The organism is Xanthomonas sp. (assembly GCF_017163755.1).
Taxonomy (GTDB): Bacteria; Pseudomonadota; Gammaproteobacteria; order Xanthomonadales; family Xanthomonadaceae; genus Xanthomonas_A.
On the sequence record NZ_JAFIWC010000001.1, the window covers coordinates 254,798 to 276,802 of the forward strand.

General features: G+C 70.5%; 18 protein-coding genes. 12 read left to right on the forward strand and 6 right to left on the reverse strand.

What is annotated here, in order from left to right; translation table 11 throughout:
• Positions 1 to 101 precede the first annotated feature (101 nt).
• The 3 genes from JR065_RS01105 to JR065_RS01115 all read left to right on the forward strand — a co-directional run bounded on the left by JR065_RS01105 (position 102) and on the right by JR065_RS01115 (position 2,861).
• A complete protein-coding gene (locus tag JR065_RS01105) occupies positions 102 to 1,175 on the forward strand; it encodes a substrate-binding domain-containing protein (protein WP_206231470.1) in 1,074 nt (357 codons plus the stop codon).
• A gap of 408 nt (positions 1,176 to 1,583) precedes the next feature.
• Positions 1,584 to 2,174, forward strand: a complete 591-nt coding sequence (locus JR065_RS01110) for a hypothetical protein (protein ID WP_206231471.1) — start codon at positions 1,584 to 1,586, stop codon at positions 2,172 to 2,174.
• Between the two features lie 216 nt (positions 2,175 to 2,390).
• Positions 2,391 to 2,861, forward strand: a complete 471-nt coding sequence (locus JR065_RS01115; protein ID WP_206231472.1) for a DUF1203 domain-containing protein — start codon at positions 2,391 to 2,393, stop codon at positions 2,859 to 2,861.
• Between the two features lie 236 nt (positions 2,862 to 3,097).
• Here JR065_RS01115 and JR065_RS01120 read toward each other — a convergent pair whose 3' ends face one another.
• The 3 genes from JR065_RS01120 to JR065_RS01130 all read right to left on the reverse strand — a co-directional run bounded on the left by JR065_RS01120 (position 3,098) and on the right by JR065_RS01130 (position 6,315).
• Positions 3,098 to 4,018, reverse strand: a complete 921-nt coding sequence (locus JR065_RS01120) for an SMI1/KNR4 family protein (protein ID WP_206231473.1) — start codon at positions 4,016 to 4,018, stop codon at positions 3,098 to 3,100.
• Between the two features lie 154 nt (positions 4,019 to 4,172).
• Positions 4,173 to 5,675, reverse strand: a complete 1,503-nt coding sequence (locus tag JR065_RS01125; protein WP_206231474.1) for an aldehyde dehydrogenase — start codon at positions 5,673 to 5,675, stop codon at positions 4,173 to 4,175.
• 94 nt (positions 5,676 to 5,769) lie between these two features.
• Positions 5,770 to 6,315, reverse strand: a complete 546-nt coding sequence (locus JR065_RS01130; RefSeq protein WP_206231475.1) for a cupin domain-containing protein — start codon at positions 6,313 to 6,315, stop codon at positions 5,770 to 5,772.
• Positions 6,316 to 6,593: 278 nt separating this feature from the next.
• Here JR065_RS01130 and JR065_RS01135 point away from each other — a divergent pair, with 278 nt between their 5' ends.
• The 5 genes from JR065_RS01135 (at position 6,594) to JR065_RS01155 (ending at position 11,483) form a co-directional block, all read left to right on the forward strand.
• On the forward strand, positions 6,594 to 7,967 hold the full coding sequence (locus JR065_RS01135) for an aspartate aminotransferase family protein (RefSeq protein ID WP_206231476.1): 1,374 nt from the start codon (positions 6,594 to 6,596) through the stop codon (positions 7,965 to 7,967).
• 76 nt (positions 7,968 to 8,043) lie between these two features.
• Positions 8,044 to 9,156, forward strand: coding sequence for an alanine dehydrogenase (gene ald, locus JR065_RS01140; RefSeq protein ID WP_206231477.1), 1,113 nt, complete (start codon positions 8,044 to 8,046; stop codon positions 9,154 to 9,156).
• A 23-nt stretch (positions 9,157 to 9,179) separates the two neighbouring features.
• Entirely contained in the window at positions 9,180 to 10,679 is a 1,500-nt protein-coding gene (locus JR065_RS01145; protein WP_241093274.1) for a CoA-acylating methylmalonate-semialdehyde dehydrogenase, read from the forward strand.
• A 60-nt stretch (positions 10,680 to 10,739) separates the two neighbouring features.
• Complete coding sequence (locus tag JR065_RS01150) at positions 10,740 to 11,093, forward strand: hypothetical protein (protein WP_206231478.1); 354 nt, start codon at positions 10,740 to 10,742, stop codon at positions 11,091 to 11,093.
• A gap of 75 nt (positions 11,094 to 11,168) precedes the next feature.
• Positions 11,169 to 11,483, forward strand: coding sequence for an EthD family reductase (locus JR065_RS01155; RefSeq protein ID WP_206231479.1), 315 nt, complete (start codon positions 11,169 to 11,171; stop codon positions 11,481 to 11,483).
• A 52-nt stretch (positions 11,484 to 11,535) separates the two neighbouring features.
• On the opposite strand, the gene JR065_RS01160 is transcribed toward JR065_RS01155, so the two are convergent.
• Together JR065_RS01160 and JR065_RS01165 are read right to left on the reverse strand one after the other, a co-directional pair.
• A complete protein-coding gene (locus JR065_RS01160) occupies positions 11,536 to 12,195 on the reverse strand; it encodes a hypothetical protein (RefSeq protein WP_206231480.1) in 660 nt (219 codons plus the stop codon).
• Positions 12,192 to 12,587, reverse strand: a complete 396-nt coding sequence (locus JR065_RS01165) for a DUF2809 domain-containing protein (protein ID WP_206231481.1) — start codon at positions 12,585 to 12,587, stop codon at positions 12,192 to 12,194. The genes JR065_RS01160 and JR065_RS01165 overlap by 4 nt, the downstream gene beginning before the upstream one ends.
• A 205-nt stretch (positions 12,588 to 12,792) precedes the next feature.
• On the opposite strand from JR065_RS01165, the gene JR065_RS01170 reads away from it, so the two are divergent.
• The 4 genes from JR065_RS01170 to JR065_RS01185 all read left to right on the forward strand — a co-directional run bounded on the left by JR065_RS01170 (position 12,793) and on the right by JR065_RS01185 (position 20,722).
• Entirely contained in the window at positions 12,793 to 13,647 is an 855-nt protein-coding gene (locus JR065_RS01170) for a plasmid replication/partition related protein (protein ID WP_206231482.1), read from the forward strand.
• Between the two features lie 427 nt (positions 13,648 to 14,074).
• Positions 14,075 to 15,316, forward strand: a complete 1,242-nt coding sequence (locus tag JR065_RS01175) for a DUF445 domain-containing protein (protein ID WP_206231626.1) — start codon at positions 14,075 to 14,077, stop codon at positions 15,314 to 15,316.
• A 194-nt stretch (positions 15,317 to 15,510) separates the two neighbouring features.
• A complete protein-coding gene (locus JR065_RS01180; RefSeq protein ID WP_206231483.1) occupies positions 15,511 to 19,623 on the forward strand; it encodes a CHASE domain-containing hybrid sensor histidine kinase/response regulator in 4,113 nt (1,370 codons plus the stop codon).
• Between the two features lie 55 nt (positions 19,624 to 19,678).
• Positions 19,679 to 20,722: an HD domain-containing phosphohydrolase gene (locus JR065_RS01185; protein WP_206231484.1), complete on the forward strand. Its 1,044-nt coding sequence runs from the start codon at positions 19,679 to 19,681 to the stop codon at positions 20,720 to 20,722.
• A 56-nt stretch (positions 20,723 to 20,778) separates the two neighbouring features.
• Here the strand turns inward: JR065_RS01185 and JR065_RS01190 are convergent, their stop codons facing one another.
• Entirely contained in the window at positions 20,779 to 21,708 is a 930-nt protein-coding gene (locus tag JR065_RS01190) for an IS110 family transposase (protein ID WP_206231485.1), read from the reverse strand.
• Positions 21,709 to 22,005 lie beyond the last annotated feature (297 nt).

A 22,005-nucleotide genomic window follows, 5' to 3' on the forward strand; every position in this document is an offset into this window, starting at 1 on the left:
TGCGCGGCGAGAGTAGTACGAACGGGGTATGCCGCCGAGCGGCGAATGGTCTAATAATCGGCTATTGAAAGCCTATTGCCGGGGACGCCACGCGGATCGCCATGTACAAGGTCACGATCCAGCCGCAGTGGGAACTGCAGACCGCCGCCGGCGAGCGCCTGCCGCCGCGGCTGGTGGAGCTGCTGATGGCGATCCGCGGCAGCGGCTCGCTGGCCGAGGCCTGCCGCCGCACCGGCCTGTCCTACCGCTACGCCTGGGGCATGCTGCGCGAGGCGCGGCGCCTGTTCGGGCAGCCGATGCTGCGCTCCTCGCGCGGGCGCGGCGCGCAGCTGTCGCCGATCGGCGAGCGCCTGGTCTGGGCCGAGCAGCGCATCGCCGCGCGCCTGTCGCCGACCCTGGAGAGCCTGGCCACCGAGGTGGAGGCGGAACTGGAACGCGCCTTCTGCCAGCAGGCCGCGCCGCTGCGCCTGCACGCCTCGCACGGCTTCGGCGTGGAGACGCTGCGCCGCTTCATGGTGCTGGCCGGTGCGCCGCTGGACCTGAAGTACCGCAGCCCCGACGACGCGGTGGTGGCGCTGCGCAACGACGCCTGCGACCTGGCCAGCCTGCATCTGCCGATCGGCGAACTGGAGGCCGAGCTGCTCGCGCACTACCGCGACCGCCTGGACCTGCGCGGCGACTGCGTGCTGCACCTGGCCACCCGTTCGCAGGGCCTGGTGCTGGCGCGCGGCAATCCCAAGCGCATCCTCGGCCTGTCCGACCTGATGCGCGAGGACGTGCGCTTCATCCACCGCCAGCCCGGTTCCGGCACCCGCCTGCTGCTGGAATGCATGCTGGCGCGACAGGGGCTGTCACTGGCCGGTGTGCGCGGCTGCGACGTCGAGGAACTGACCCACGCCGCGGTCGCCGCCTACGTCGCCAGCGGGCTGGCCGACGCCGGGCTGGGCCTGGAACCGCCGGCCAGGCGCTACGGCCTGGACTTCATCCACATCACCAGCGAGCGCTATTTCTTCCTGTGCCGTCGCGACAGCCTGGACAGCGGCCGCCTGGCGCCGATCGTCGACCTGCTGCGCAGCGAGGCCTTCCAGCACGAGCTCGGCCTGCTGCCCGGCTACGACGCGCGCGACTGCGGGCGGGTGCAGGGGTTGGCGGAGGCGTTCGTGTCGTTGCGGTGAAGCCGGGATTGAGGATTTCGGGACTCGGGACTCGGGACTCGGGACTCGGGACTCGGGACTCGGGACTCGGGACGGCAGGATGATGTCCCGGGGCAAATCGCTGTCAAGCGATCTGATGCAAAAGGGCCGCCTTTTTTTCAGAAGAGCAGCTTTTCTTTTGCGGTTCAGGCGCAACCGCTTTTCTGTAGGAGGGGCTTCAGCCCCGACGCACTACCGGTAGCGCCGGTGATGGACTCCTCCCACGACCGCGCCGAGCCTTCGGCGCACAGAACGCTGTCTTGCCCATCGCGCCCCCCGGCACCGGAAACACCGGTTTGAGCCGGATACCGCACGCGGCGCGCCATCGATCCCGCCATTCCCGCGCCGCGTCGGTTAGGCTTGCGGCCCCCTCGCATCCGAAATGCTCCCATGCCGCTTCCGTTCCGCGTCGGCGCCGCCACGCTCCTGCTGCTCGCCGCGCACGGCGCATGCGCCGCCGACCTGCCCGCCGACGTGCTGCGCCAGCTGCCGGCCGGCTACCTGCCGCTGGCACAGATGCGCGCCGACCTGGACGCCGACGGCCGCGCCGACTACCTGGTGGCGCTGCAGCAACGCGGCGAAGCCGAGCGCGACCCTGCGCCGGCACGGCCGCTGCTGATCTTCGTGCAGCAGGCCGACGGCCGCTACCGGCTGGCCGCACGCAACGACCACGTGGTGCTCAAGCACGACGACGGCGGCCAGTGCGACCCGTTCACCGACAGCGAAGAGCCGTTCGCGGTCAAGGGCAAGTTCTTCACCGTGCAGAACAGCGTCTCCTGCGGCCAGCACTGGAGCAACTACATCACCTTCCGCTACGTGCCCGAGCGCAAGACCTGGCTGTTCCACAAGCGCATCCGCCAGCGCTGGGAACTGAATCCGGATCAGGGACCGGATGCCGAAGCGCTGGTGAAGGACGCCGACCGCGTGGACGCCGCCGACCCCAGGCACCCGGTCAGCTTCGCCGACTACGCGCCGCGCTGACGCGGATCCGGCCGCGCGATCGCTGCGCATCGGCACCGCCGTTGCCACGGCGGCGCGGTCAGCAATCGATTTCGGGAACCGCCAGCAACGCCAACCGCCGCGCTGGCAGGGGCCGGTGCCGTGGGGGTGACAACTCTCCGCTGTGGCGTCCGGATCCGGCCAGCCGGCCGCGCCGGCGACCGGCATGCTCCGCGCTTTCCCACCCGGAGCACCCGCATGTCCGCTTTCGTCTGCGTCGGCCTGTCGCCGGCACCCTTCGCCCCGCTGTTCGCCCTGTCCGATGCCGAACTGCACGCGCGGTGCGCGCGCCGCGTGATCGCCGACCAGGCGCGGGGCTTCCCGTGCCGGGTGAGCCTGCAGGACGCCGCGCTCGGCGAGGAACTGCTACTGCTGCACTACCCGCACCTGCCGGCGGACTCGCCGTATCGCGCCGCGGGCCCGATCTACGTGCGCCGCCACGCGCAGCCCGCCGCAACGGTGCCGGGCCAGGTACCCGATTCGATCCGCGCGCGGCTGATCTCGCTGCGCGGCTACGATGCCGCCGACATGATGGTCGCCGCCGACGTGCACCCCGGCGAGGCGATCGCTGCCGCGATCGAACGTGCGTTCGACGATCCGCAGGTGCGCTACCTGCATCTGCACAACGCGCGCCAGGGCTGCTTCGCCTGCCGTGTCGAGCGGGTTTGAGCGGGACTCGGGACGGCAGGAGTGATGTCCGGGCGCCAATCGCTGTCAAGCGATGCGATGCAAGCGCCATTTATTTCAAGAGAAGCAGCGCTTCCCGGCAGCTGCGGCACGACGGCATTCTGTTGGAGGCCGACGGTCCCGAGACGATATCCACCTGGCATTGCTTTCCGTGTCGCCCCGCACCACCGCCTCAGGGGCGTCCGGCATCTCGTCGTTCTCTCGCTCGGGCCCGCCGATCACTCGTTCTCTTCCAGCGCGCGTACACCGCGCATTCTCCGCCCGCTTCGCGCATCGATTGCGTGGCGCCTGAGTCCCGCGAAAAAGCTCGCAAAATCCGCCGCCGCATATTCGAAGACGTTCTTGCCCGACCGATCGCCCTGGGTGTCGTCGAACAGCACGACCTTCGGCTCCTGCCTGCCATCCCGATAGTCTAGGCACAGCCAGATATCGAAGCCGTGGTTGCTGATGGAAACGAAGCGGTCGATCTCGGGAAGGTAGTTGCGCCAGGATTCGTCGTCGTCGCCGAAATCGGTGGCATCGGAGAAATGCCCAAGCGTCTCCAGATTCTCGAGCGGCACGATGTCCATTCCCGGCAATACGTCCATCCAGACGTCGTAGGCCTGGCGGATGACTGCGCCCTGCGTCCCCACGAACTCGTACGGCGGGTCGCTGTCGCGGCTTGCAAGAAAAAAATCCGTGTGGCCGCCATTCTGACGAGCATAGAGATCGCGCAGGGGCTGAGGCAACGCCAGTCCCAACCGCGCTTCGGCCGATCGGATCGCGGCCTCGCGCCGCTCTGGGTCCGATGGCTGGCCGCTGTTCGAGTAATGCGGCGCATAGAAAAAGTTCGCCAGCGTAGGGCCATCGCGCTCGATAGCGATTCGGTCCTCTGCCGCGATAGCCACACCCGGCTCCTTCAGCGCAACGAAACGTTCTGCCAGGACATCGCCGACCTGGCCGAGTCGTGCATTGAGCCGGCCGAAAACCTCGCCAGGCAGAAATGCCCCGGGCTTGGCGCCATACCACTCCTCGCTGAGCCGGTCCCGCAACGATTCGATTTCGGAGGTCGTCGTCGCGGCCTTCGCCTTGGCTTGGGCATCATCGAAAACGGCCGTGATATGGGCCTGAAAACTTTCTGTCGTCCAGTCTGCCGCCATGACCCTCTCCTTTCGCAAACAAACAAGAGACGCATCGGCAAGGCCAGCAGGCGTCGAGCGTCGCGCAACCTGGCCCTGTCGCGAACGCGGTGCTCGAGCGAGCATGCCGAACTCGTCGGCTGGGCCCTCCAACCGCGCCGCACCGAAAAGGAATTCAACCCGCCAGATTGATCCACGTCGCCTTCATCTCGGTGTACTTGTCGAACGCATGCAGCGACTTGTCGCGGCCGTTGCCCGATTGCTTGTAGCCGCCGAACGGGGCGGTCATGTCGCCGCCGTCCCAGTAGTTGACCCACACGCTGCCGGCGCGCAGCTTGCGCGCCACGCGGTGCGCGCGGCCGATGTCGGAGGTCCACACGCCCGCGGCCAGGCCGTAGTCGCTGTCGTTGGCCATGCGCAGCGCATGCGCCTCGTCGTCGAAGGCGATGACCGACAGCACCGGGCCGAAGATCTCCTCGCGGGCGATGGTGTGCTCGTGGCCGACCTCGTCGAAGATGGTCGGTTCGACATAGCATCCGCCGGCGACCACGTCCACGCGCTTGCCGCCGAGCAGCAGCCGCGCGCCTTCCTCGCTGCCGCGGGCGATGTAGCCGAGCACGCGCTCGGTCTGCGCTTCGTCCACCAGCGCGCCCATCGCCGCGTCCTCGTCGAACGGATGCCGCGGCTGCAGCCTGCGCCCGGCGGCCACCACGCGGGCGACGAACGCGTCCTTGATCGAGCGCTCCACCAGCAGCCGCGACGCGGCGGTGCACACCTCGCCCTGGTTGTAGAAGATCGCGCTGGCGGCGGCCTGCGCCGCCTGCTCCAGGTCCGGCGCGTCGGCGAACACCAGGTTCGGGCTCTTGCCGCCGCATTCCATGTACGCGCGTTTCATGTTCGACAGCCCGGCGCATTGCAGCAGCCGGCGGCCGACCGCGGTGGAACCGGTGAACACCAGCCCGTCCACGTCCATGTGCAGCGCCAGCGGCTCGCCGGCGCGCTTGCCGAAGCCCGGCACCACGTTGAACACGCCGTCGGGGATGCCGGCCTCGGCGACCAGCTCGGCCAGGCGCAGCGCGCTCAGCGGCGACTTCTCCGAGGGCTTGAGCACCACCGAATTGCCCGCGGCCAGGGCCGGGGCGATCTTCCAGGCGGCCATCAGCAGCGGAAAGTTCCACGGCACGATCGCGCCGACCACGCCCAGCGGTTCGCGGGTGATCAGGCCCAGTTCGTCCTGGCCGGTGGGCGCGACTTCGCCGTAGAGCTTGTCCAGCGCCTCGCCGGTCCAGGCGATGCAGCGGACCGTGGCGGCCACGTCGACGCTGCGCGCGTCGCGCACCGGCTTGCCCATGTCCAGCGACTCCAGCAGCGCCAGTTCGTCGGCATGCTGCTCGACCAGCTGCGCCAGCTTCAGCAGGATCCTCTTGCGCTGCACCGGCTTGGCCTGCGCCCAGCGCCCGGCGTCGAAGCTGCGCCGCGCCGCGGCGACCGCGCGCTCGATGTCCTGCGCGTCGCCGTCGGCGACCTGGCCGAGCACGCGGCCGTCGATCGGGCTGATGCAGGCGAAGGTCTTGCCCGAGGCGGCATCGACGTAGCGGCCGTCGATGAAGGCCTGGGTGCGCAGCGACAAGGCGTCGGCCTGGGCCTGCCAGTCGGCGCGGGTGCGGGGTGCGTTCATCGTGGGATCCCGGGAAGCAAGGAACGAAGCGGAGGCTGCGCGGCCGGCGCAGCGCGTTTTTCCGGCGCGCGCGCGGCGCGTCCGGGTGTGCGGCTCAGAACGTGGCCGGCGTGTTCGCGCTGACGATCACCGCATCGTCCGCGCCGACGTTGCGGAAGCGGTGCGGTACGCGGCTCTCGAAATAATAGGCGTCGCCGGCGCGCAGCACGCGTACCTGCGCGCCGACGCTGACCTCGACCTCCCCGGCCACCACCACGCCGCCCTCCTCGCCCTCGTGCGCCAGCATCGTCGCGCCGGTGTCGCTGCCCGGCGGCATCACCTCGCGCAGGATGCACATCTGCCGCTGCGGACGGTACCGCCCGACCAGGAAATAGTGGATGCCGTCGTTGCCGACATCGGGCAGTTCCTCGGCACGGTAGAACGGCGCATCCGGCGCGATGTCCAGGTCCTGGGTGAAGAAATCGGCCAGCGAGATCGGAATGCCGTCGAGCACCTTCTTCAGCGAACTGACCGACGGGCTGACCTTGTTCTGTTCGATCAGCGAGATGGTGCTGTTGGTCACCCCGACCCGCTTGGCCAGCTCACGCTGGCTCAGGCCGTGGGCGGTGCGGACCCGTTGCAGGCGTGCGCCGATATCCATCGCGTGCGTGACGAGAGCCTGGCCAGTGTTGCCGGATACTTTACACGCCCCGTCCCGGCGGTCAATTTGCCGGCACGCCGCCGGCACGGCGGGCAACACTCCGCGCGTCCGCAGCCGCTCGGCGCCGTGGGCGGCACGCTCTTCACACGGCCCTGCGCCGCGGAATCGCCTTGCGCCGGTACCGATGCGCCCGCGCCCATCGGCTGCGGCCCGACAGGCGCCAGCGAGGCGCGGTTGGTGTAAAGTTTTTTCAACACCCCTGTCGCGCGGAGCCTGTGATGAGCCCTCAGCCCCCCTCCTCCCAGGCGCTGGCCGACCACTACGCCGCCCAGGCCACGCGGGCGCCGGAGGCGATGGACGCGTTCTGGATGCCGTTCACCGCCAACCGCCAGTTCAAGGCGCGGCCGCGGATGCTGGTCTCGGCCGAGGGCATGCACTACCGCAGCGCGGACGGGCGCCGCATCCTGGACGGCACCGCCGGCCTGTGGTGCTGCAATGCCGGGCACGCGCGGCCGCGCATCGTCGAGGCGGTATCCCGGCAGATCGCCACGCTGGATTTCGCGCCGACCTTCCAGATGGGCTCGCCGCTGCCGTTCGTGCTGGCCGAGCGCCTGGTGGAACTAGCGCCGCCGGGCCTGGACCACGTGTTCTACACCAACTCCGGCTCCGAGTCGGTGGACACGGCGATGAAGATCGCGCTGGCCTACCACCGCGCGCGCGGGCAAGGCCAGCGCACGCGGTTCATCGGCCGCGAGAAGGGCTACCACGGGGTCGGCTTCGGCGGCATCTCGGTCGGCGGGCTGCCGAACAACCGCAAGTGGTTCGGCCCGCTGCTGCCCGGCGTGGACCACCTGCGGCACACCCTGGACATCGGCCGCAACGCGTTTTCGCAGGGCCTGCCGGCGCACGGCGCGGAACTGGCCGAGGACCTGGAGCGGCTGGTCGCGCTGCACGACGCCTCGACCATCGCCGCGGTGATCATCGAACCGATCTCCGGCTCGGCCGGCGTGGTGCTGCCGCCGCACGGCTATCTGCAACGCATCCGCGAGCTGTGCGACAGGCACGGCATCGTGCTGATCTTCGACGAGGTGATCACCGGCTACGGCCGCGTCGGCAACGCCTTCGCCGCGCAGCGATTCGGCGTCACCCCGGACCTGATCACCACCGCCAAGGGCCTGACCAACGGCTGCGTGCCGATGGGCGCGGTGTTCGTCTCGCACGCCATCCACGATGCCTTCGCGCATGGCCCGGACGGGGTCATCGACCTGTTCCACGGCTACACCTACTCCGGCCATCCGCTGGCCTGCGCCGCGGCGCTGGCGACGCTGGACACCTACGCCGAGGAGAACCTGTTCGAGCGGGCGATCGAGCTGGGCGACTACTGGCAGCAGGCGATCCACGCGCTGAAGGGCCTGCCGCACGTGGTGGACATCCGCAACTTCGGCCTGATCGGGGCGATCGAGCTGGCCCCGCGCGACGGCGCGCCCGGCGCGCGCGCCTACGAGATCTTCGAGCGCTGCTTCCACGACGCCGACCTGCTGATCCGCGTCACCGGCGATACCATCGCGCTGTCGCCGCCGCTGATCGTCGAGCGCGAGCACATCGACCGCATCTTCGCGGTGCTGGCGGACATGATCGGCAGCACGCCCTGATTCGCCCCGACACCGCCTCTTTCCCAACCACCCCGTCGCGTTCCCCACGCGCGCCGTTTGCCTGGAGTGACAGCTCATGCTGATCGGCGTTCCGAAGGAGATCAAGAACCACGAGTACCGGATCGGATTGACCCCGGCCGGGGTGCGCGAACTGGTGCTGCGCGGGCACCAGGTGCTGGTGCAGCGCGACGGCGGCCAGGCGATCGGCCTGACCGATGCGGCCTACGAGCGCGCCGGCGCGCGCATCGCCGACGATGCCGCCAGCGTGTTCGCGCAGGCGCAGATGATCGTCAAGGTCAAGGAGCCGCAGCCGGACGAATGCGCGATGCTGCGCCCGGGACAGCTGCTTTTCACCTATCTGCACCTGGCGCCGGACCCCGCCCAGGCCACCGCGCTGCTGCGCTCGGGCTGCACCGCCATCGCCTACGAGACCGTCACCGACGGCCACGGCGGGCTGCCGCTGCTGGCGCCGATGAGCGAGGTGGCCGGGCGCATGTCGATCCAGGCCGGCGCGCATGCGCTGGAGAAGGCGCAAGGCGGCTCCGGCGTGCTGCTCGGCGGCGTGCCGGGGGTCAAGCCGGCGGAGGTGCTGGTGATCGGCGGCGGCGTGGTCGGCCTCAACGCCGCGCGCATGGCGATGGGCCTGAACGCGCGGGTGACCGTGCTCGACCGCTCGCTGGACCGGCTCAAGTACCTGGACGAGCTGTACGGCCACCAGCTCACCACGCTGTATTCGACCCAGGACGCGATCGAGGAACGCCTGCCGCATACCGACCTGGTGATCGGCGCGGTGCTGATCCCCGGCGCGGCCGCGCCCAAGCTGGTGTCGCGCGCGCAGCTGGCGCTGCTGCGTCCCGGCTCGGTGCTGGTCGACGTGGCGATCGACCAGGGCGGCTGCTTCGAGACCAGCCGCGCCACCACCCACCAGGACCCGACCTACGAGGTCGACGGCATCGTCCACTACTGCGTGGCCAACATGCCCGGCGGCGTGGCGCGCACCTCCACCTTCGCCCTGACCAACGCCACCTTGCCGTTCGTGCTGCAGCTGGCCGAACACGGCCTGCAGGCGCTGCGCGACGACCAGGACCTGCGCAACGGCCTCAACGTGCACGCCGGCACGCTCACCCACCGTGCGGTGGCGCAGGCGCTCGGGCAGGAGTTCGTGCGGCCGCTGGACGCGCTGGGCTGAGCCTCTTTCCAGGAGCTTCGACGATGACCCGCCATACCCTCACCCACTGGATCGGCGGCCGCCGCGTCGATGGCGACGCGCGCGGCGCGTTCGCCGACGTGTTCGACCCGGCCACCGGCGCGGTCGCGCGGCGCGTGCCGATGGGCGGCCATGCCGAAGTGGACGCCGCGGTCGCCGCCGCGGCGCAGGCCCTTCCGGCCTGGGCCGCGACCCCGCCGCTGCACCGCGCGCGGGTGATGTTCCGCTTCCGCGAGCTGCTCGAGCGCCACGCCGACGCCCTCGCCCGCTGCATCAGCGCCGAGCACGGCAAGGTGCTGTCCGATGCGCGCGGCGAGGTCACCCGCGGGCTGGAGGTGGTCGAGTTCGCCTGCGGCATCCCGCACCTGCTCAAGGGCGAGCATTCGATCGACGTCGGCCGCGGCGTGGATGCGTGGAGCGAGTACGCGCCGCTGGGGGTGGTCGCCGGCGTCACCCCGTTCAACTTCCCAGCGATGGTGCCGCTGTGGATGCTGCCGGTGGCGCTGGCCTGCGGCAACAGCTTCGTGCTCAAGCCGTCCGAGTGCGATCCGTCGGCGTCGCTGCTGCTGGCGCAGTGGCTGCACGAGGCCGGCCTGCCCGACGGCGCGTTCAACGTGGTCCACGGCGGCAAGGCGGCGGTGGACGCGCTGCTCGAGCATCCGCAGGTGCAGGCGCTGAGCTTCGTCGGCTCCACCCCGGTGGCCGAGGCGCTGTACGCGCAGGGCAGCGCGCGCGGCAAGCGGGTGCAGGCACTGGGCGGGGCCAAGAACCACCTGGTGGTGCTGCCCGACGCCGACCTGGACGACGTCGCCTCGGCGCTGCTCGGCGCCGGCTATGGGTCGGCCGGCGAGCGCTGCATGGCGATCTCGGTGGCGGTATGCGTGGGCGACGCCGTCGCCGACGCGCTGGTCGCCCGGCTGGCGCCGCGCGTGGCCGCATTGACCCTCGGCGCCGGCGGCGACGAACCGGACATGGGCCCGCTGGTCAGCGCCGCGCACCGCGAACGGGTGCGCGGCTACATCGACAGCGGCGTCGCCGAGGGCGCCACGCTGGCCGTCGACGGCCGCGGCGCGCAGGTGCCGGGGCACCCCGACGGCTTCTTCCTCGGCGGCAGCCTGTTCGACCACGTGCGCAGCGACATGCGCATCTACCGCGAGGAGATCTTCGGCCCGGTGCTGTGCGTGGTCCGCGTGGCCGACGCCGAGGCGGCGCTGCAACTGGTCGACGCGCACGAGTACGGCAACGGCGCGGCGGTGTTCACCCGCGACGGTGGCGCGGCGCGCGCCTTCGCCCATCGCGTGCGCGCCGGCATGGTCGGGATCAACGTGCCGATCCCGGTGCCGATGGCGTTCCACAGCTTCGGCGGCTGGAAACGCTCGCTGTTCGGTCCGCTGCACGTGCACGGCCCGGACGGGGTACGCTTCTACACCCGGCTCAAGACCGTCACCGCGCGCTGGCCCGACGCCGCGCGCGGCGCCGAATTCGCGATGCCGACGATGCAATGAGCCGCGTCGGTGCCCACTCGCGGCGCGCCGTGCATTCGCCGGTCCGCGCCAGCAACCGCCATGCCACAGGAGCGTCGACAGTCCATGGATGAGCAAGCCATCGCGTATGTGGAAAAGGCCGACGACGCCTGGATCCGGGTCAGGGCGCCGGAGCGCCGGCTGCACGCCGCGCTGGCGGCGCTTGGATTCGCCGCGCAGGCACGCGAGGACGAATGGTCGCTGGCGGTGCCGGACGACGCGCACAAGGCGCGCGCGTTCGCGGCCTTGCGCGAGCTGGGCGTGGCCTTCGCCGACGGCAGGGAGTGGTGCCCGGCGGAAGTGTTCGCGTACCTGCGCGACATCGGCCTGCTGCACGGCAGCTTCCTCCGGATCTCCTGGGCCGGCCCCGGCCAACACCGGCTCGCCCCGGCCTGACACGGCACTTATCGGCACCGGCGGCCGGTGCTAGCCTTGCGCCACCTTCGCGGTACCACCGACAGGAGCAGCGGCATGATCAAGGTGAGCGTGATGTATCCGTACACGCCGGGCGCGCGTTTCGACCACGACTACTACCGCGACACGCACATGCCGCTGCTGCAGGCGCGCATGGGCCAGGCCTGCAAGCGCTACACGGTGGACAAGGGGCTGTCGGGCGGGACTCCCGGCAGCGATCCGACCTACGTCGGCATGTGCCACATCTTCAGCGACTCGGTGGAAGCGTTCCTGGCCGGCTTCGGCCCGCACGCCGAGGAGATCCTCGGCGACATCAAGAACTACACCGACCTGAGCCCGGTGATGCAGATCAGCGAGGTGGTGGTCGACTGAACGGTGCAGCCGCGTCGCGCCGGCGCGGCGGCCCCACCCTTCTGATCGCCGCTCAGAGGTTCAGGTACTGGTAGAACAGCGCGAGTTCCTTGGGGTCCGCGACGCGCTGCTGCAGGTACGCGTATTTTTCCGCCAGTTCCCGGTCACGGCCCTGGCGCTTGAGCAGGTACAGCGCCGGCAGTTCGGCGTTTTCGATGATCCATTCCCGGGTACCGGCCTGTTCGAACCAACGCACGGACAGTTCGATACTGGTGGACAGCTGTTCGCGCCAGTCGGCCCGTTCTCCGATTTCGTCGAACGCATGCAACCACAGCGAAAAGCGGCCATTGAAGTCCTGCGGGCTCTCGCCTGCGTTTCTCAGTTCGCGCCAATCGGTCAGCCCGGCCACGACCTGGTTGCGGATCCGGCAGGCCTTGGTTGCCTCCACGATCTCCCGCGACCAGTTGTCCGGATAGTCGTAGGCGTCGTCGTCCAGCACCCGCGCCAGGATGCGGTTCACCTCGGCCATCAATGCCCGGTCCAGCACCTCGAGCGTCAGGTGCAACGAGTGCCAGCCCTTTCTTTTCGAGAGGTTGACGTTGTAGCGATACAGCAGGCCGTCGGCACCGGCTTTCTCGAACGAGCGGCCGCGCTTCAACGCAAACCCATGCGTCGCGAAGCCGGCGGCCAGCGCGTCGGTGATGGTTTTCCTCGGATCGTTGACCGCGTTCATCGGCGCGCGCAGCGCCGGTCGAGGCCCGCGCCGGCGGCCACGCCCACCGCATAGGCGAACAGGTCCATCCACACGAACGTCGAGCCCAAGGCCAGGTGCCCGAGCGCGGTGGCGCGCAACGCAACGATCCAGGGCGCGCGGTACAGCTGCGAAGCTTCCACCAGCCAGCACGCGGCCAGCGCCACCGCCGCCAGCGGCAATGGCCGCGCCCGTGGCGCGAGCAGCGCCAGGCCCAGGTACACCATCAGCGCCCACAATGCGTCGCCGGGGAACTTGCCCAGCCACGCCGGCAACAGCCACGGGAACTGCCGCGACGCCAGCCCGGCGGCGATCGTGGCCGCGATCGCGGCGAGCAGGCACCCACGGCGGCGGGCTGTTGCGGAAACGGGCATGGCGAGGTTCGGCGGCAAGGGTCGCGCATTACAACAGACCCGGCATGGCACCGGCCCACGACGCCGTGGCCGGTAGCACCGGTCGGTCCCGGCGCGACGCCGAACACTGCTCCCGGCGCAGCGTCGACGGCGCAGCGCCGGACGCATTGGCGCGCGCAAGTCACTACAATGCCGCCCCCGCTGCAACCTCGTGCCGTGCCCGCTGATGAACATCGTCGTCCAAGAAGACCTCCAGGCCTACATCGATCCGCTCACCGCCGACGAGTACGCGGCGCTGGAGCGCAGCCTGCTCGCCGAGGGCTGCCGCGATGCGTTGGTGCTGTGGGGCGACATCCTCGTCGACGGCCACAACCGCTATGGCATCTGCCAGAAGCACGGGCTGCCGTTCCACACCGTGCAGAACAGCCGCTTCCGCAGCATCGAGGACGTGCACCTGTGGATGATCGACCAGCACCTGGGCCGGCGCAGCGTGTCGGACTTCCAGCGCGGCGTGCTCGCGCTGCGCAAGCGCGAGATCCTGGGCGCGCGCCGCAGCCGCGCCGACGCGCCGGTCGCGCACGACGATGCCAGGGACGGAGACGAGGCGCCCTGGGCCGCGGCCGACGCCTCGGCCGCCCGGGACGGCACGGCCGAGGCGGCCCCGGCCGTCGCGCCGCTGAGCCGCGCCGAGCTGGCGCGTGCCGCACGCCTGAGCAACAGCCAGGTGGTGCAGATCGAGAAGATCCAGAAGCAGGCCGCGCCGGAAGTGGTGGCGGCGGTCAAGTCGGGGGCGATCTCGATCAATGCCGCCGCCGCGGTGGCCAGCCTGCCCGAGGCGGAACAGCGCGCCGCGGCGATGGCCGGCAAGGACGAACTCAGGCAGGCGGCCAAGCGCGGCCGCGAATCCAGGCGCAGGCCGCGCCAGGCGCCTGCGGCCGATGCCGATGCCGCTACCGCTTCCGATACGCACGAGGCCGGCGACGAACTGCAGGCGCTGCGTCGGCGCGTGGACGAACTGACCGCCGAGAACCAGGCGCTGCGTGCCGAGCTGGCACAGCTGCGCGAAGGGCTGCCCGCTTGATCGTGGCGGCGGATCCCTGTGCGCGGGCCGGAACGGCGTGCGCACTGGCGCGCCGGTGAACCGCGTCGCGCTGCAGCTGGTCGGGCGATCCGCGTCATGCGGCTGGGCCGGAACGACGTAGCGGCATGTCGCATGGCGCGCTGCGTCGCATCGGCACCCGGTAGCGCCAGCGCGGGCACGGCCAATCCGCGCAGACCGCGTTGCGCCATATCAGGAGGTACGTTCCCCTGCCCTCCCGCAAGCGGGAGGAGCGTGCGAAATGCGCAGTGCCTTCCAACGGCCGTAGACGGCCCTGCCCCGTCGCGGCGGGCCACGCATGCGCTGCCGCCATGAAGCCGCGCTAACGGCCGTTGCGTACACTTCGCGCATGAGCGCTTCCTCCGATTTCTCCACGCCGCCCGATCCGCGCCGTGCGCAGCTGCGGCGCATGAAACTGCTCGCCGCGCTGCTGTTGCTGGCGATGCTGGCCGGCTTCCTGCTCAGCCACCTGATGGGCCAGCAAGGCGCGTGGGCCTGGGTCGGCGCGTTCTGCGAGGCGGCCACCGTCGGCGCGCTGGCCGACTGGTTCGCGGTGGTGGCGCTGTTCCGCCATCCGCTCGGCCTGCCGATTCCGCACACGGCGATCATTCCGCATGGCAAGGCGCGCATCGCCGACAGCCTGGCGGTGTTCGTGCGCGACCACTTCCTGGAACCGGCCACGCTGCTGGCCAAGCTCAAGCTGTTCGACCCGGCCGCGCGCCTGGGCCAGTGGCTGGCCGAACCGGTGCAATCGCGGATGCTGGCCGAAATGGCGCGCGGCTGGGCGCTGCAGGCGCTGGACCTGCTCGACGAAGCGGCGGTGCGGCGCGGCATCCAGGGCTTCGTGATCGGCCGCCTGCGCGAATGGAACGCCGCCGCCACCGCCGGGGAGATCCTGGGCCTGCTGACCGCCGACGGCCGCCACCAGGCGCTGCTCGACGAAGCGCTGACCCGCCTGGCGCGGCATCTGGACGACGAGGCGGTGAAGCAGCGGGTATCGGCGATGATCGTCAAGTACGCGCGCCGCGAATGGCCCAAGCTGGTCGGCACGGTGGAATGGGTCAAGCCGGTCGAGGGCATCGCCGACACGCTCGCCGAGCGCCTGGCGCGCGCCATGCTCGAGGAACTGCACGACGTGCTGTCGCAGCCGCAGCACCCGCTGCGCCAGGACTACGAGCGCTGGCTGGGCGGCTACATCGAACGCCTGCGCCACGATCCGGCCACCGCCGACAAGCTGCAGGCGATGAAGCAGCGGCTGATCGAGCATCCCGGCCTGCAGGACTACGTGCAGGGCCTGTGGGACCAGATCCACGCCAGCCTGCGCCTGGATCTGTCGCGCCAGGACGGCGTGCTGGTGCAGCATCTGCAGCGCTCGCTGACCGCGCTGGGCCAGTCGCTGGGCCAGGACAGCGGCCTGCGCGAGGCGCTCAACCAGCACATGCTGGCCGGCGCGGAAAAGCTCACCCAGCGTCTGCGCAGCGGCGTCACCGAACACATCGCGCAGACCGTGAAAGGCTGGGACGAGCGTCACCTGGTCGAGCAGTTGGAACTGAGCGTCGGCCGCGACCTGCAGTACATCCGCTTCAACGGCACCCTGGTCGGCGGTCTGATCGGCCTTGCGCTGCACGCGGCCGTCACGGCGCTTCCGTAAAGGTCGCAGCGTCGCCGCAGCAGACGATGGGTCGCCCACCGTGCAGCGCATCACCGGGGCTGGTGCATGCGGATGGATCGCGCTAGCGTGAAGCGCCTCGGTGAACGCCGGGACATTCGCCGCGCGGACGTCGCAGCGCGAACCGGAGCGCCTGGGTTGCGCGCGGCGGCACCGTTGGCCAAAGGAAGCGGCACATGTCGAAAAACCGCTGGACCCCGACCCTCGGCAGCGCCCGTTCGGCGACCACCGCGGCGGCGCTGGTGCTGGGCATCGGGCTGCTGGCCGCGCTGCTGCTCGGGCTGAGCCTGCACGAACACAACCGCCAGCAGCGCCAGGACCGCTTCCAGCAGCTGACCGCGCACGTGGCGCACGAACTGCAGCAACGCCTGGACATCTACGAGCACGGCCTGCGCGGCGCGCGCGGCGCGGTGATCGCCGCCGCCGGCGACAACATCTCCCGCCAGCGTTTCGAGCAGTACAGCTACTCGCGCGAATACCACCGCGAGTTCCCGGGCGTGCGCGGCTTCGGCTACGTGCGCCGGGTGCCGCGCGCCGAGGAAGCGGCGTTTCTGGAAGCGGCGCGGCGCGACGGCGCGCCGGAGCTGCGCGTGAACGAACTGCAGCCGCACGACGGCGACCGCTTCGTGATCCTGTACATCCAGCCGGCCGGGCGCAACAGCCCGGCACTGGGCTTCGACATCGCCTCCGAGCCGACCCGGCGCCAGGCCGCGATCGAGGCGGCGATGTCCGGCAAGCCGACCATCAGCCGGCCGATCCGGCTGGTGCAGAACCCGGGCTCGGGCCATCGCGGCTTCCTGCTGCTGCTGCCGATCTACCGCGAAGGGCTGCCGTTGCAGACGCCGGCGCAGCGCTGGCAGGCCACCACCGGCTGGGCCTATGCGCCGTTGAGCATCGACGACGTGCTGGCCTCCTCGCCCGACCACAGCGGCGAACTGCTGCTGACCCTGGCCGACCGCCAGACGCCGGACGCGCCGTTCTACCGCGGCAGCGAGCAGGCCTCGCGCCGCGTGGTGCCCGGGCTGCAGGCCGAGCGCGTGCTGTCCCTGTACGGCCGCCAGTGGCTGTTCCGCGCCCAGGCCACGCCGCGTTTCGTGCAGTCGCTCAACCAGATCTCCCCGCCGCTGGCGGCGCTGCTGGTCGCGGCGATCGCCGCGCTGCTGGCGGCGCTGCTGTACCTGTACCTGACCGGGCGCGCGCGGCACCTGCAGATCCTGCGCGAGCAGACCCAGCTGGCGGCGCTGGTCGGCAACTCCAGCGAGGCGATCGTCGCCGAGGACCTGCAGGGCCGCATCACCCACTGGAACCCCGCCGCCCAGCGCATCTTCGGCCACGCCGCGGCCGATGCGATCGGCCAGCCGCTGCAGGAGTTGCTCGGCGCGCAGGTGCGGCACACGCGGACCGACGGCAGCGGCAGCGGCGGTTCGCAGGTGCGGCAGCTGCGGCACCGCGACGGGCATCTGGTCAGCGTGCTGGCCAGCGCTTCGCCGATCCTGGACGACGCCGGCAATGGCGTGGGCCATTCGCACCTGCTGCACGACGTCTCCGACCGGGTCCGCGCCGAGGCGCGGATCCTGGAACTCAACGCCACGCTGGAGCAGCAGGTCGCGCAGCGCACCAGCGAGCTGGTGACCTATTCGGCGCTGCAGCGCGCGATCCTGGCGCATGCCGGCTACGCGATCATCGCCACCGATCCGGAGGGCACCCTGACCCTGTTCAACCCCGCCGCCGAGAACATGCTTGGCTATGCGGCGCACGAGATGATCGGGCGCAAGGCCACGCGCCTGTTCCTGGACACGGAAGAGCTGACGCGCCGCGCCGAGGCGATGGCCTCGCAGTCGGGCATGAGCGTGGCGCCGTCGTTCGAGGCGGTGGTGGCGCTGTCCACGCTGGGACGCAGCGACACCAAGGAGTGGACCTACGTCAGCAAGGACGGCCGGCGTTTCCCGGTGCTGCTGACGGTGAGCACGCTGCGCGACGACAACGAGCAGGTGATCGGCTACCTCGGCATCGCGGTGGACCTGTCGGAACAGAAGCGCCGCGAGCGCCAGCTGCGCCTGGCGATCGACGCGGCCGAGACCGCCAACCAGTCCAAGAGCGATTTCCTGGCCAACATGAGCCACGAGATCCGCACGCCGATGAACGCGATCCTGGGCATGCTCTACCTGCTGCAGCGCAGCGAGCTGCCGCAGGCGGCCAAGGACATGATCCAGAAGATCGACCTGTCGGCGCGCTCGCTGCTGGAGATCATCAACGACATCCTGGACTTCTCCAAGATCGAGTCCGGGCGCATCGACCTGGAATGCGAGGCGTTCGACCTGAACCAGCTGCTTGACAACATCGCCGCGCTGATGACCTCCTCGATCAACGCCAAGCCGGTGGAGATGATCGTCGAGCCGCTGCCGCCGGGCTGCCGCTGGCTCAAGGGCGATGCGCTGCGCCTGAACCAGGTGCTGATCAACCTGGTCGGCAACGCGATCAAGTTCACCGAGCGCGGCGAGATCGCGCTGTCGGTGCGCCGCTTCCAGAGCGGCGAGAGCGGCAAGATCAAGCTGTTCTTCTCGGTCCGCGACACCGGCATCGGCATCGCGCGCGACAAGCAGAGCGTGATCTTCTCGCCGTTCCTGCAGGCCGACACCTCCACCAGCCGCCGCTACGGCGGCAGCGGCCTGGGCCTGACCATCAGCCGGCGGCTGGTGGAACTGATGGGCGGGCAGCTGGAGGTGGAAAGCGCGCCGGGCCGCGGCAGCGATTTCTACTTCGCGATCAACTTCGAACCGGCGCCGGCGCCGAGCGCCGAGACCGAGGCCAGCGAGCCGCGCCGGGTGCTGATCGCCGACGACCACGACCTGGTGCGCAGCAACCTGGCCACCATCGCCAGCGGCTTCGGCTGGCAGGTGGAGGCGGTGGCGTCGGGCCAGGCCGCGATCGCCGCGGCCGGCCCGGAGCGCGACGGCTTCGACGTGATCCTGCTGGACTGGCGCATGCCGGACATCGACGGGCTCAGCGTGGCCCAGCGCATCCGCGAGCAGACCGCGCCGGGCCGGCAGCCGATCATCGTGATGGTCACCGCCTACGAGCGCCGCCTGCTGGAACAGCAGCCCGGCCACAGCCAGGTCGATGCGGTGATGACCAAGCCGGTGACCGCCTCGGCGCTGTCGCGCACCATCGCCGCGCTGGCCGCGCGCCGCCGCGGCGACGGGCCGCCGCCGATCGTCAGCGGCGACGGCTCCCCGCGCCTGGCCGGCGCGCGCCTGCTGCTGGTCGACGACAGCGAGATCAACTGCGAAGTGGCGCAGCGCATCCTGGAAGGCGAAGGCGCGCTGGTGGAACTGGCGCACGACGGCGAACAGGCGCTGGCGCGGCTGCAGCGCGATCCCAGCCGCTTCCAGCTGGTGCTGATGGACGTGCAGATGCCGACCCTGGACGGCTACGAGGCCACCCGCCGGCTGCGCGCCGATCCGCGCCTGGCCGACCTGCCGGTGATCGCGCTGACCGCCGGCGCGTACCGCCAGCAGCAGGAACAGGCGCTGGCCAGCGGCATGAACGGGTTCGTGGCCAAGCCGTTCCAGGTCGAGGAACTGATCGCGATCATCCGCCAGTTCCTGCCGTTGTCGCTCGCCACGGCGATCGACGTGGCCGCAGCGGCCCCGCTGCCGGTGGCGCCGCCGGCTGCATCGCCGGACCCGGCGCAGTGGCGCAGCGATGCGCCCGAACTGCTCGACGCCGGGCAGGCGCAACGGCTGTGGGGCGAACGCGAGCCCTACCAGCGCTATCTGCTCAAGCTGCTGCAGGAAACGCCGCGGCCGGCGGACGAGATCGGCGAGCTGCTGCGCGGCGGCGAGCAGGCGCGCGCGATCTCCTATGCGCACAAGCTGCGCGGCTCGGCCGGTTCGCTGGCGCTGCCGGCGCTGACCGCGGCGGCGCAGCGGGTGGAGGAACAGCTGGTCGAGGATCCGCAGCGCGGCGCGGCGGCGCTGGCCGCGCTGGGCGATGCGATGGCCGCCACCGCCGAGGCGATCCGGCGCTTCGCCGCCGCCGCGCCGCAAGCCGCCGCCGAGGCGCCGGCGCCGCAGGCGGCGTCCGCCGTATCGCTGCATGCGCGGCTGCAGCAGCTGCTCGAGGTGCTGGACAGCGACGACCCGGACCGCATCGAGCGGGTGCTGCACGCGCTGGCGCCGACGCTGCCCTCGGCGATGGTCGGCGAACTGCGGCGCCTGCTGGACGGCTTCGCGTTCCGCGAGGCGGAGATTAAAGTTAGGCAATGGCAGGCCGATCAGACCCCATAGCGCACCGTACATGCCGGTGCCAACGACGACGGTCGCCAACGGACGAGAGAAGACGATGCCTCATCAGCTCATCCTGTGCGTCGACGACGAGCCGAGCAATCTGGCGCTGATCCGGCAGATCCTGCGCGAGGATTACGCTCTGGCGTTCGCCACCAACGGCCACGAGGCGCTGCGCGGCGCGCTCAAGCACCGCCCGGCGCTGATCCTGCTCGACGTCGACCTGCCGGACCTGGACGGCTACAGCGTCGCGCGCGCGCTCAAGGCCGATCCGCGCACCGGGTCGGTGCCGATCATCTTCGTCACCGGCAAGGACAAGGCCACCGACGAGAGCATCGGCTTCGACGCCGGCGGCGTGGACTACATCACCAAGCCCTACTCGCCCAGCATCCTGCGCGCGCGGGTGCGCACGCACCTGTCGCTGGTCAGCGCCGCCAGCCTGGCCAGCAGCTACCGCGACGCGATCCACATGCTCGGCATGGCCGGCCACTACAGCGACACCGACACCGGCGGCCACATCTGGCGCATGGCGTCCTACGCGCGCGCGTTGGCCGAAGCCGCCGGCTGGCCGCGCGAGGACGCCGAACTGCTGGAGCAGGCCGCGCCGATGCACGACACCGGCAAGATCGGCATTCCCGACGCGGTGCTGAAGAAGCCCGGGCCGCTGGACGCCGACGAATGGCAGGTGATGCGGCGCCATCCGCAGATCGGCTACGACATCCTCAGCCACAGCGACGCGCCGCTGTTCAAGCTGGCCGCCGAGATCGCCCTGTACCACCACGAGCACTGGGACGGCAACGGCTACCCCGCCGGGCTGGCCGGCGAAGACATCCCGGAGTCGGCGCGGATCGTGGCCGTGGCCGACGTGTTCGATGCGCTGACCACGCAGCGCCCGTACAAGGACGCGTGGCCGCTGGCGAAAGTAATGGAACTGTTCCAGCAGCGGGCCGGCACCCAGTTCGAGCCGCGCCTGGTACGGCTGTTCACCGGGATCCTGCCGCAGATCCTGCAGATCCAGGACTACTGGCGCGGACCCGAGCCGGGCGGCGAGGTGCAGCCGCGCGCCACCACACGCACCGTCGCGCAGCACAGCGACAGCTGAGCCTCCGCACCACGCGCAGCAGTTTCGCCTGCCGGCACCCCTGTAGGAGTCAACTGTCATGCAGGAGCGATCCCAGGAGGGGCATAAGGCGCTCGATCACGCGCGATGGCGTTGAGCCATCGCAGGTACTTGTGCATGCACGCCACGATGGCGACCTTGGCCGGTTTGCCTGCGGCGGTCAGGCGGGCGTAGACGTGGGACAGCGGGGAGCCGGCGCGGATCGAGGCCCAGGTGGCCATGTACAGCACCCGCCGCACGTCGGCGCGGCCGCCCTGGATGCGCCGTTGGCCGCGCCAGCGGCCGCTGTCGCGATTGAACGGCGCCAATCCGACCAGGGCGGCGATCTTGCGCGGATGCACGCTGCCCAACTCAGGGAGCCGAGCGGCCAGGGTCGCGCGCAGGATCGGGCCCAGCCCGGGCAGTTTGGGCAGGTCCGAACAGCTTGCGCCGGCCTGGGCGATCTGCCGGGACACGTCACGGATGCGCTGTTGCAGCAGCGCGATCATCTCCCCCCATTGGCGGCGCACTGCCTCGCAGGTGGCGTGGGCCAGGCATTTGCGCTGCGCATCGCGCTGGGCGACCAGGGTGCTGCGCAGGTGGAGCAGTTCGCGCAGCGCCTGTAGCGGCGCAGGGAGCGTGGTGGTGGGTGCGGCGCGGATGCACTGGGCCGCCACAGCCAGCAACCGCGCATCCAGGGCATCGGTCTTGGCCTTGAGCCCCAACGCGTGCGCCAGCGCCCGGGGACGATGAGCAGACAGCCGCACCACGGGCAGGCCGGCCTGCGCCAGCACCTGCAATATCGCCCGTTCGTAGCCGCCGCTGGCCTCCAGCACGATCCGCTCGCATCCCAGCAAGGCCAGGCGTTCGGCCAGGCGGGCGTGCCCCTCGGGCGTATTGGCCTGAGTCCAGGCCAGCCCCTCCGGCAAGACGTGAATGACCAGCTCGGCCTTGGAGACATCGATCCCGACAAAGCGCTGCATAGACATAGGCGTTCTCCGCAGTAAACTCAGGGACGAGAGATCTCCTGCCGATGCCCATGCTTGTAGGTTCGAGCTCGTGGCTCAGGCAACTGTTCGGGCTGGTTGGCAGGAGAAACGGAGTGCGGCGGCCCTGACTCCTACTCGTGCTCGTGAGGCACTGCGACTTAGCGGCCTGCCGCACTCCGCTCTCACCTCAACGGTATACCCGCATAAGACACAAGCGGCTTCAGCCGCGACCCGGCGTTACCGGTAAACCCGGTCGCGGCTGAAGCCGCTCCTACACCTACAGGAAGCGGCCCCGCC

Coding starts and splice junctions, on each gene's coding strand:
- JR065_RS01165 (WP_206231481.1), bottom strand. CDS start 12,587: ATGCCCGTTTCCGCAACAGCCCGCCGCCGTGGGTGCCTGCTCGCCGCG.
- JR065_RS01160 (WP_206231480.1), bottom strand. CDS start 12,195: ATGAACGCGGTCAACGATCCGAGGAAAACCATCACCGACGCGCTGGCC.
- JR065_RS01115 (WP_206231472.1), top strand. CDS start 2,391: ATGTCCGCTTTCGTCTGCGTCGGCCTGTCGCCGGCACCCTTCGCCCCG.
- JR065_RS01155 (WP_206231479.1), top strand. CDS start 11,169: ATGATCAAGGTGAGCGTGATGTATCCGTACACGCCGGGCGCGCGTTTC.
- ald (WP_206231477.1), top strand. CDS start 8,044: ATGCTGATCGGCGTTCCGAAGGAGATCAAGAACCACGAGTACCGGATC.
- JR065_RS01110 (WP_206231471.1), top strand. CDS start 1,584: ATGCCGCTTCCGTTCCGCGTCGGCGCCGCCACGCTCCTGCTGCTCGCC.
- JR065_RS01185 (WP_206231484.1), top strand. CDS start 19,679: ATGCCTCATCAGCTCATCCTGTGCGTCGACGACGAGCCGAGCAATCTG.
- JR065_RS01170 (WP_206231482.1), top strand. CDS start 12,793: ATGAACATCGTCGTCCAAGAAGACCTCCAGGCCTACATCGATCCGCTC.
- JR065_RS01180 (WP_206231483.1), top strand. CDS start 15,511: ATGTCGAAAAACCGCTGGACCCCGACCCTCGGCAGCGCCCGTTCGGCG.
- JR065_RS01125 (WP_206231474.1), bottom strand. CDS start 5,675: ATGAACGCACCCCGCACCCGCGCCGACTGGCAGGCCCAGGCCGACGCC.
- JR065_RS01150 (WP_206231478.1), top strand. CDS start 10,740: ATGCCACAGGAGCGTCGACAGTCCATGGATGAGCAAGCCATCGCGTAT.
- JR065_RS01120 (WP_206231473.1), bottom strand. CDS start 4,018: ATGGCGGCAGACTGGACGACAGAAAGTTTTCAGGCCCATATCACGGCC.
- JR065_RS01105 (WP_206231470.1), top strand. CDS start 102: ATGTACAAGGTCACGATCCAGCCGCAGTGGGAACTGCAGACCGCCGCC.
- JR065_RS01135 (WP_206231476.1), top strand. CDS start 6,594: ATGAGCCCTCAGCCCCCCTCCTCCCAGGCGCTGGCCGACCACTACGCC.
- JR065_RS01190 (WP_206231485.1), bottom strand. CDS start 21,708: ATGTCTATGCAGCGCTTTGTCGGGATCGATGTCTCCAAGGCCGAGCTG.
- JR065_RS01130 (WP_206231475.1), bottom strand. CDS start 6,315: ATGGATATCGGCGCACGCCTGCAACGGGTCCGCACCGCCCACGGCCTG.
- JR065_RS01145 (WP_241093274.1), top strand. CDS start 9,180: ATGACCCGCCATACCCTCACCCACTGGATCGGCGGCCGCCGCGTCGAT.
- JR065_RS01175 (WP_206231626.1), top strand. CDS start 14,075: ATGAAACTGCTCGCCGCGCTGCTGTTGCTGGCGATGCTGGCCGGCTTC.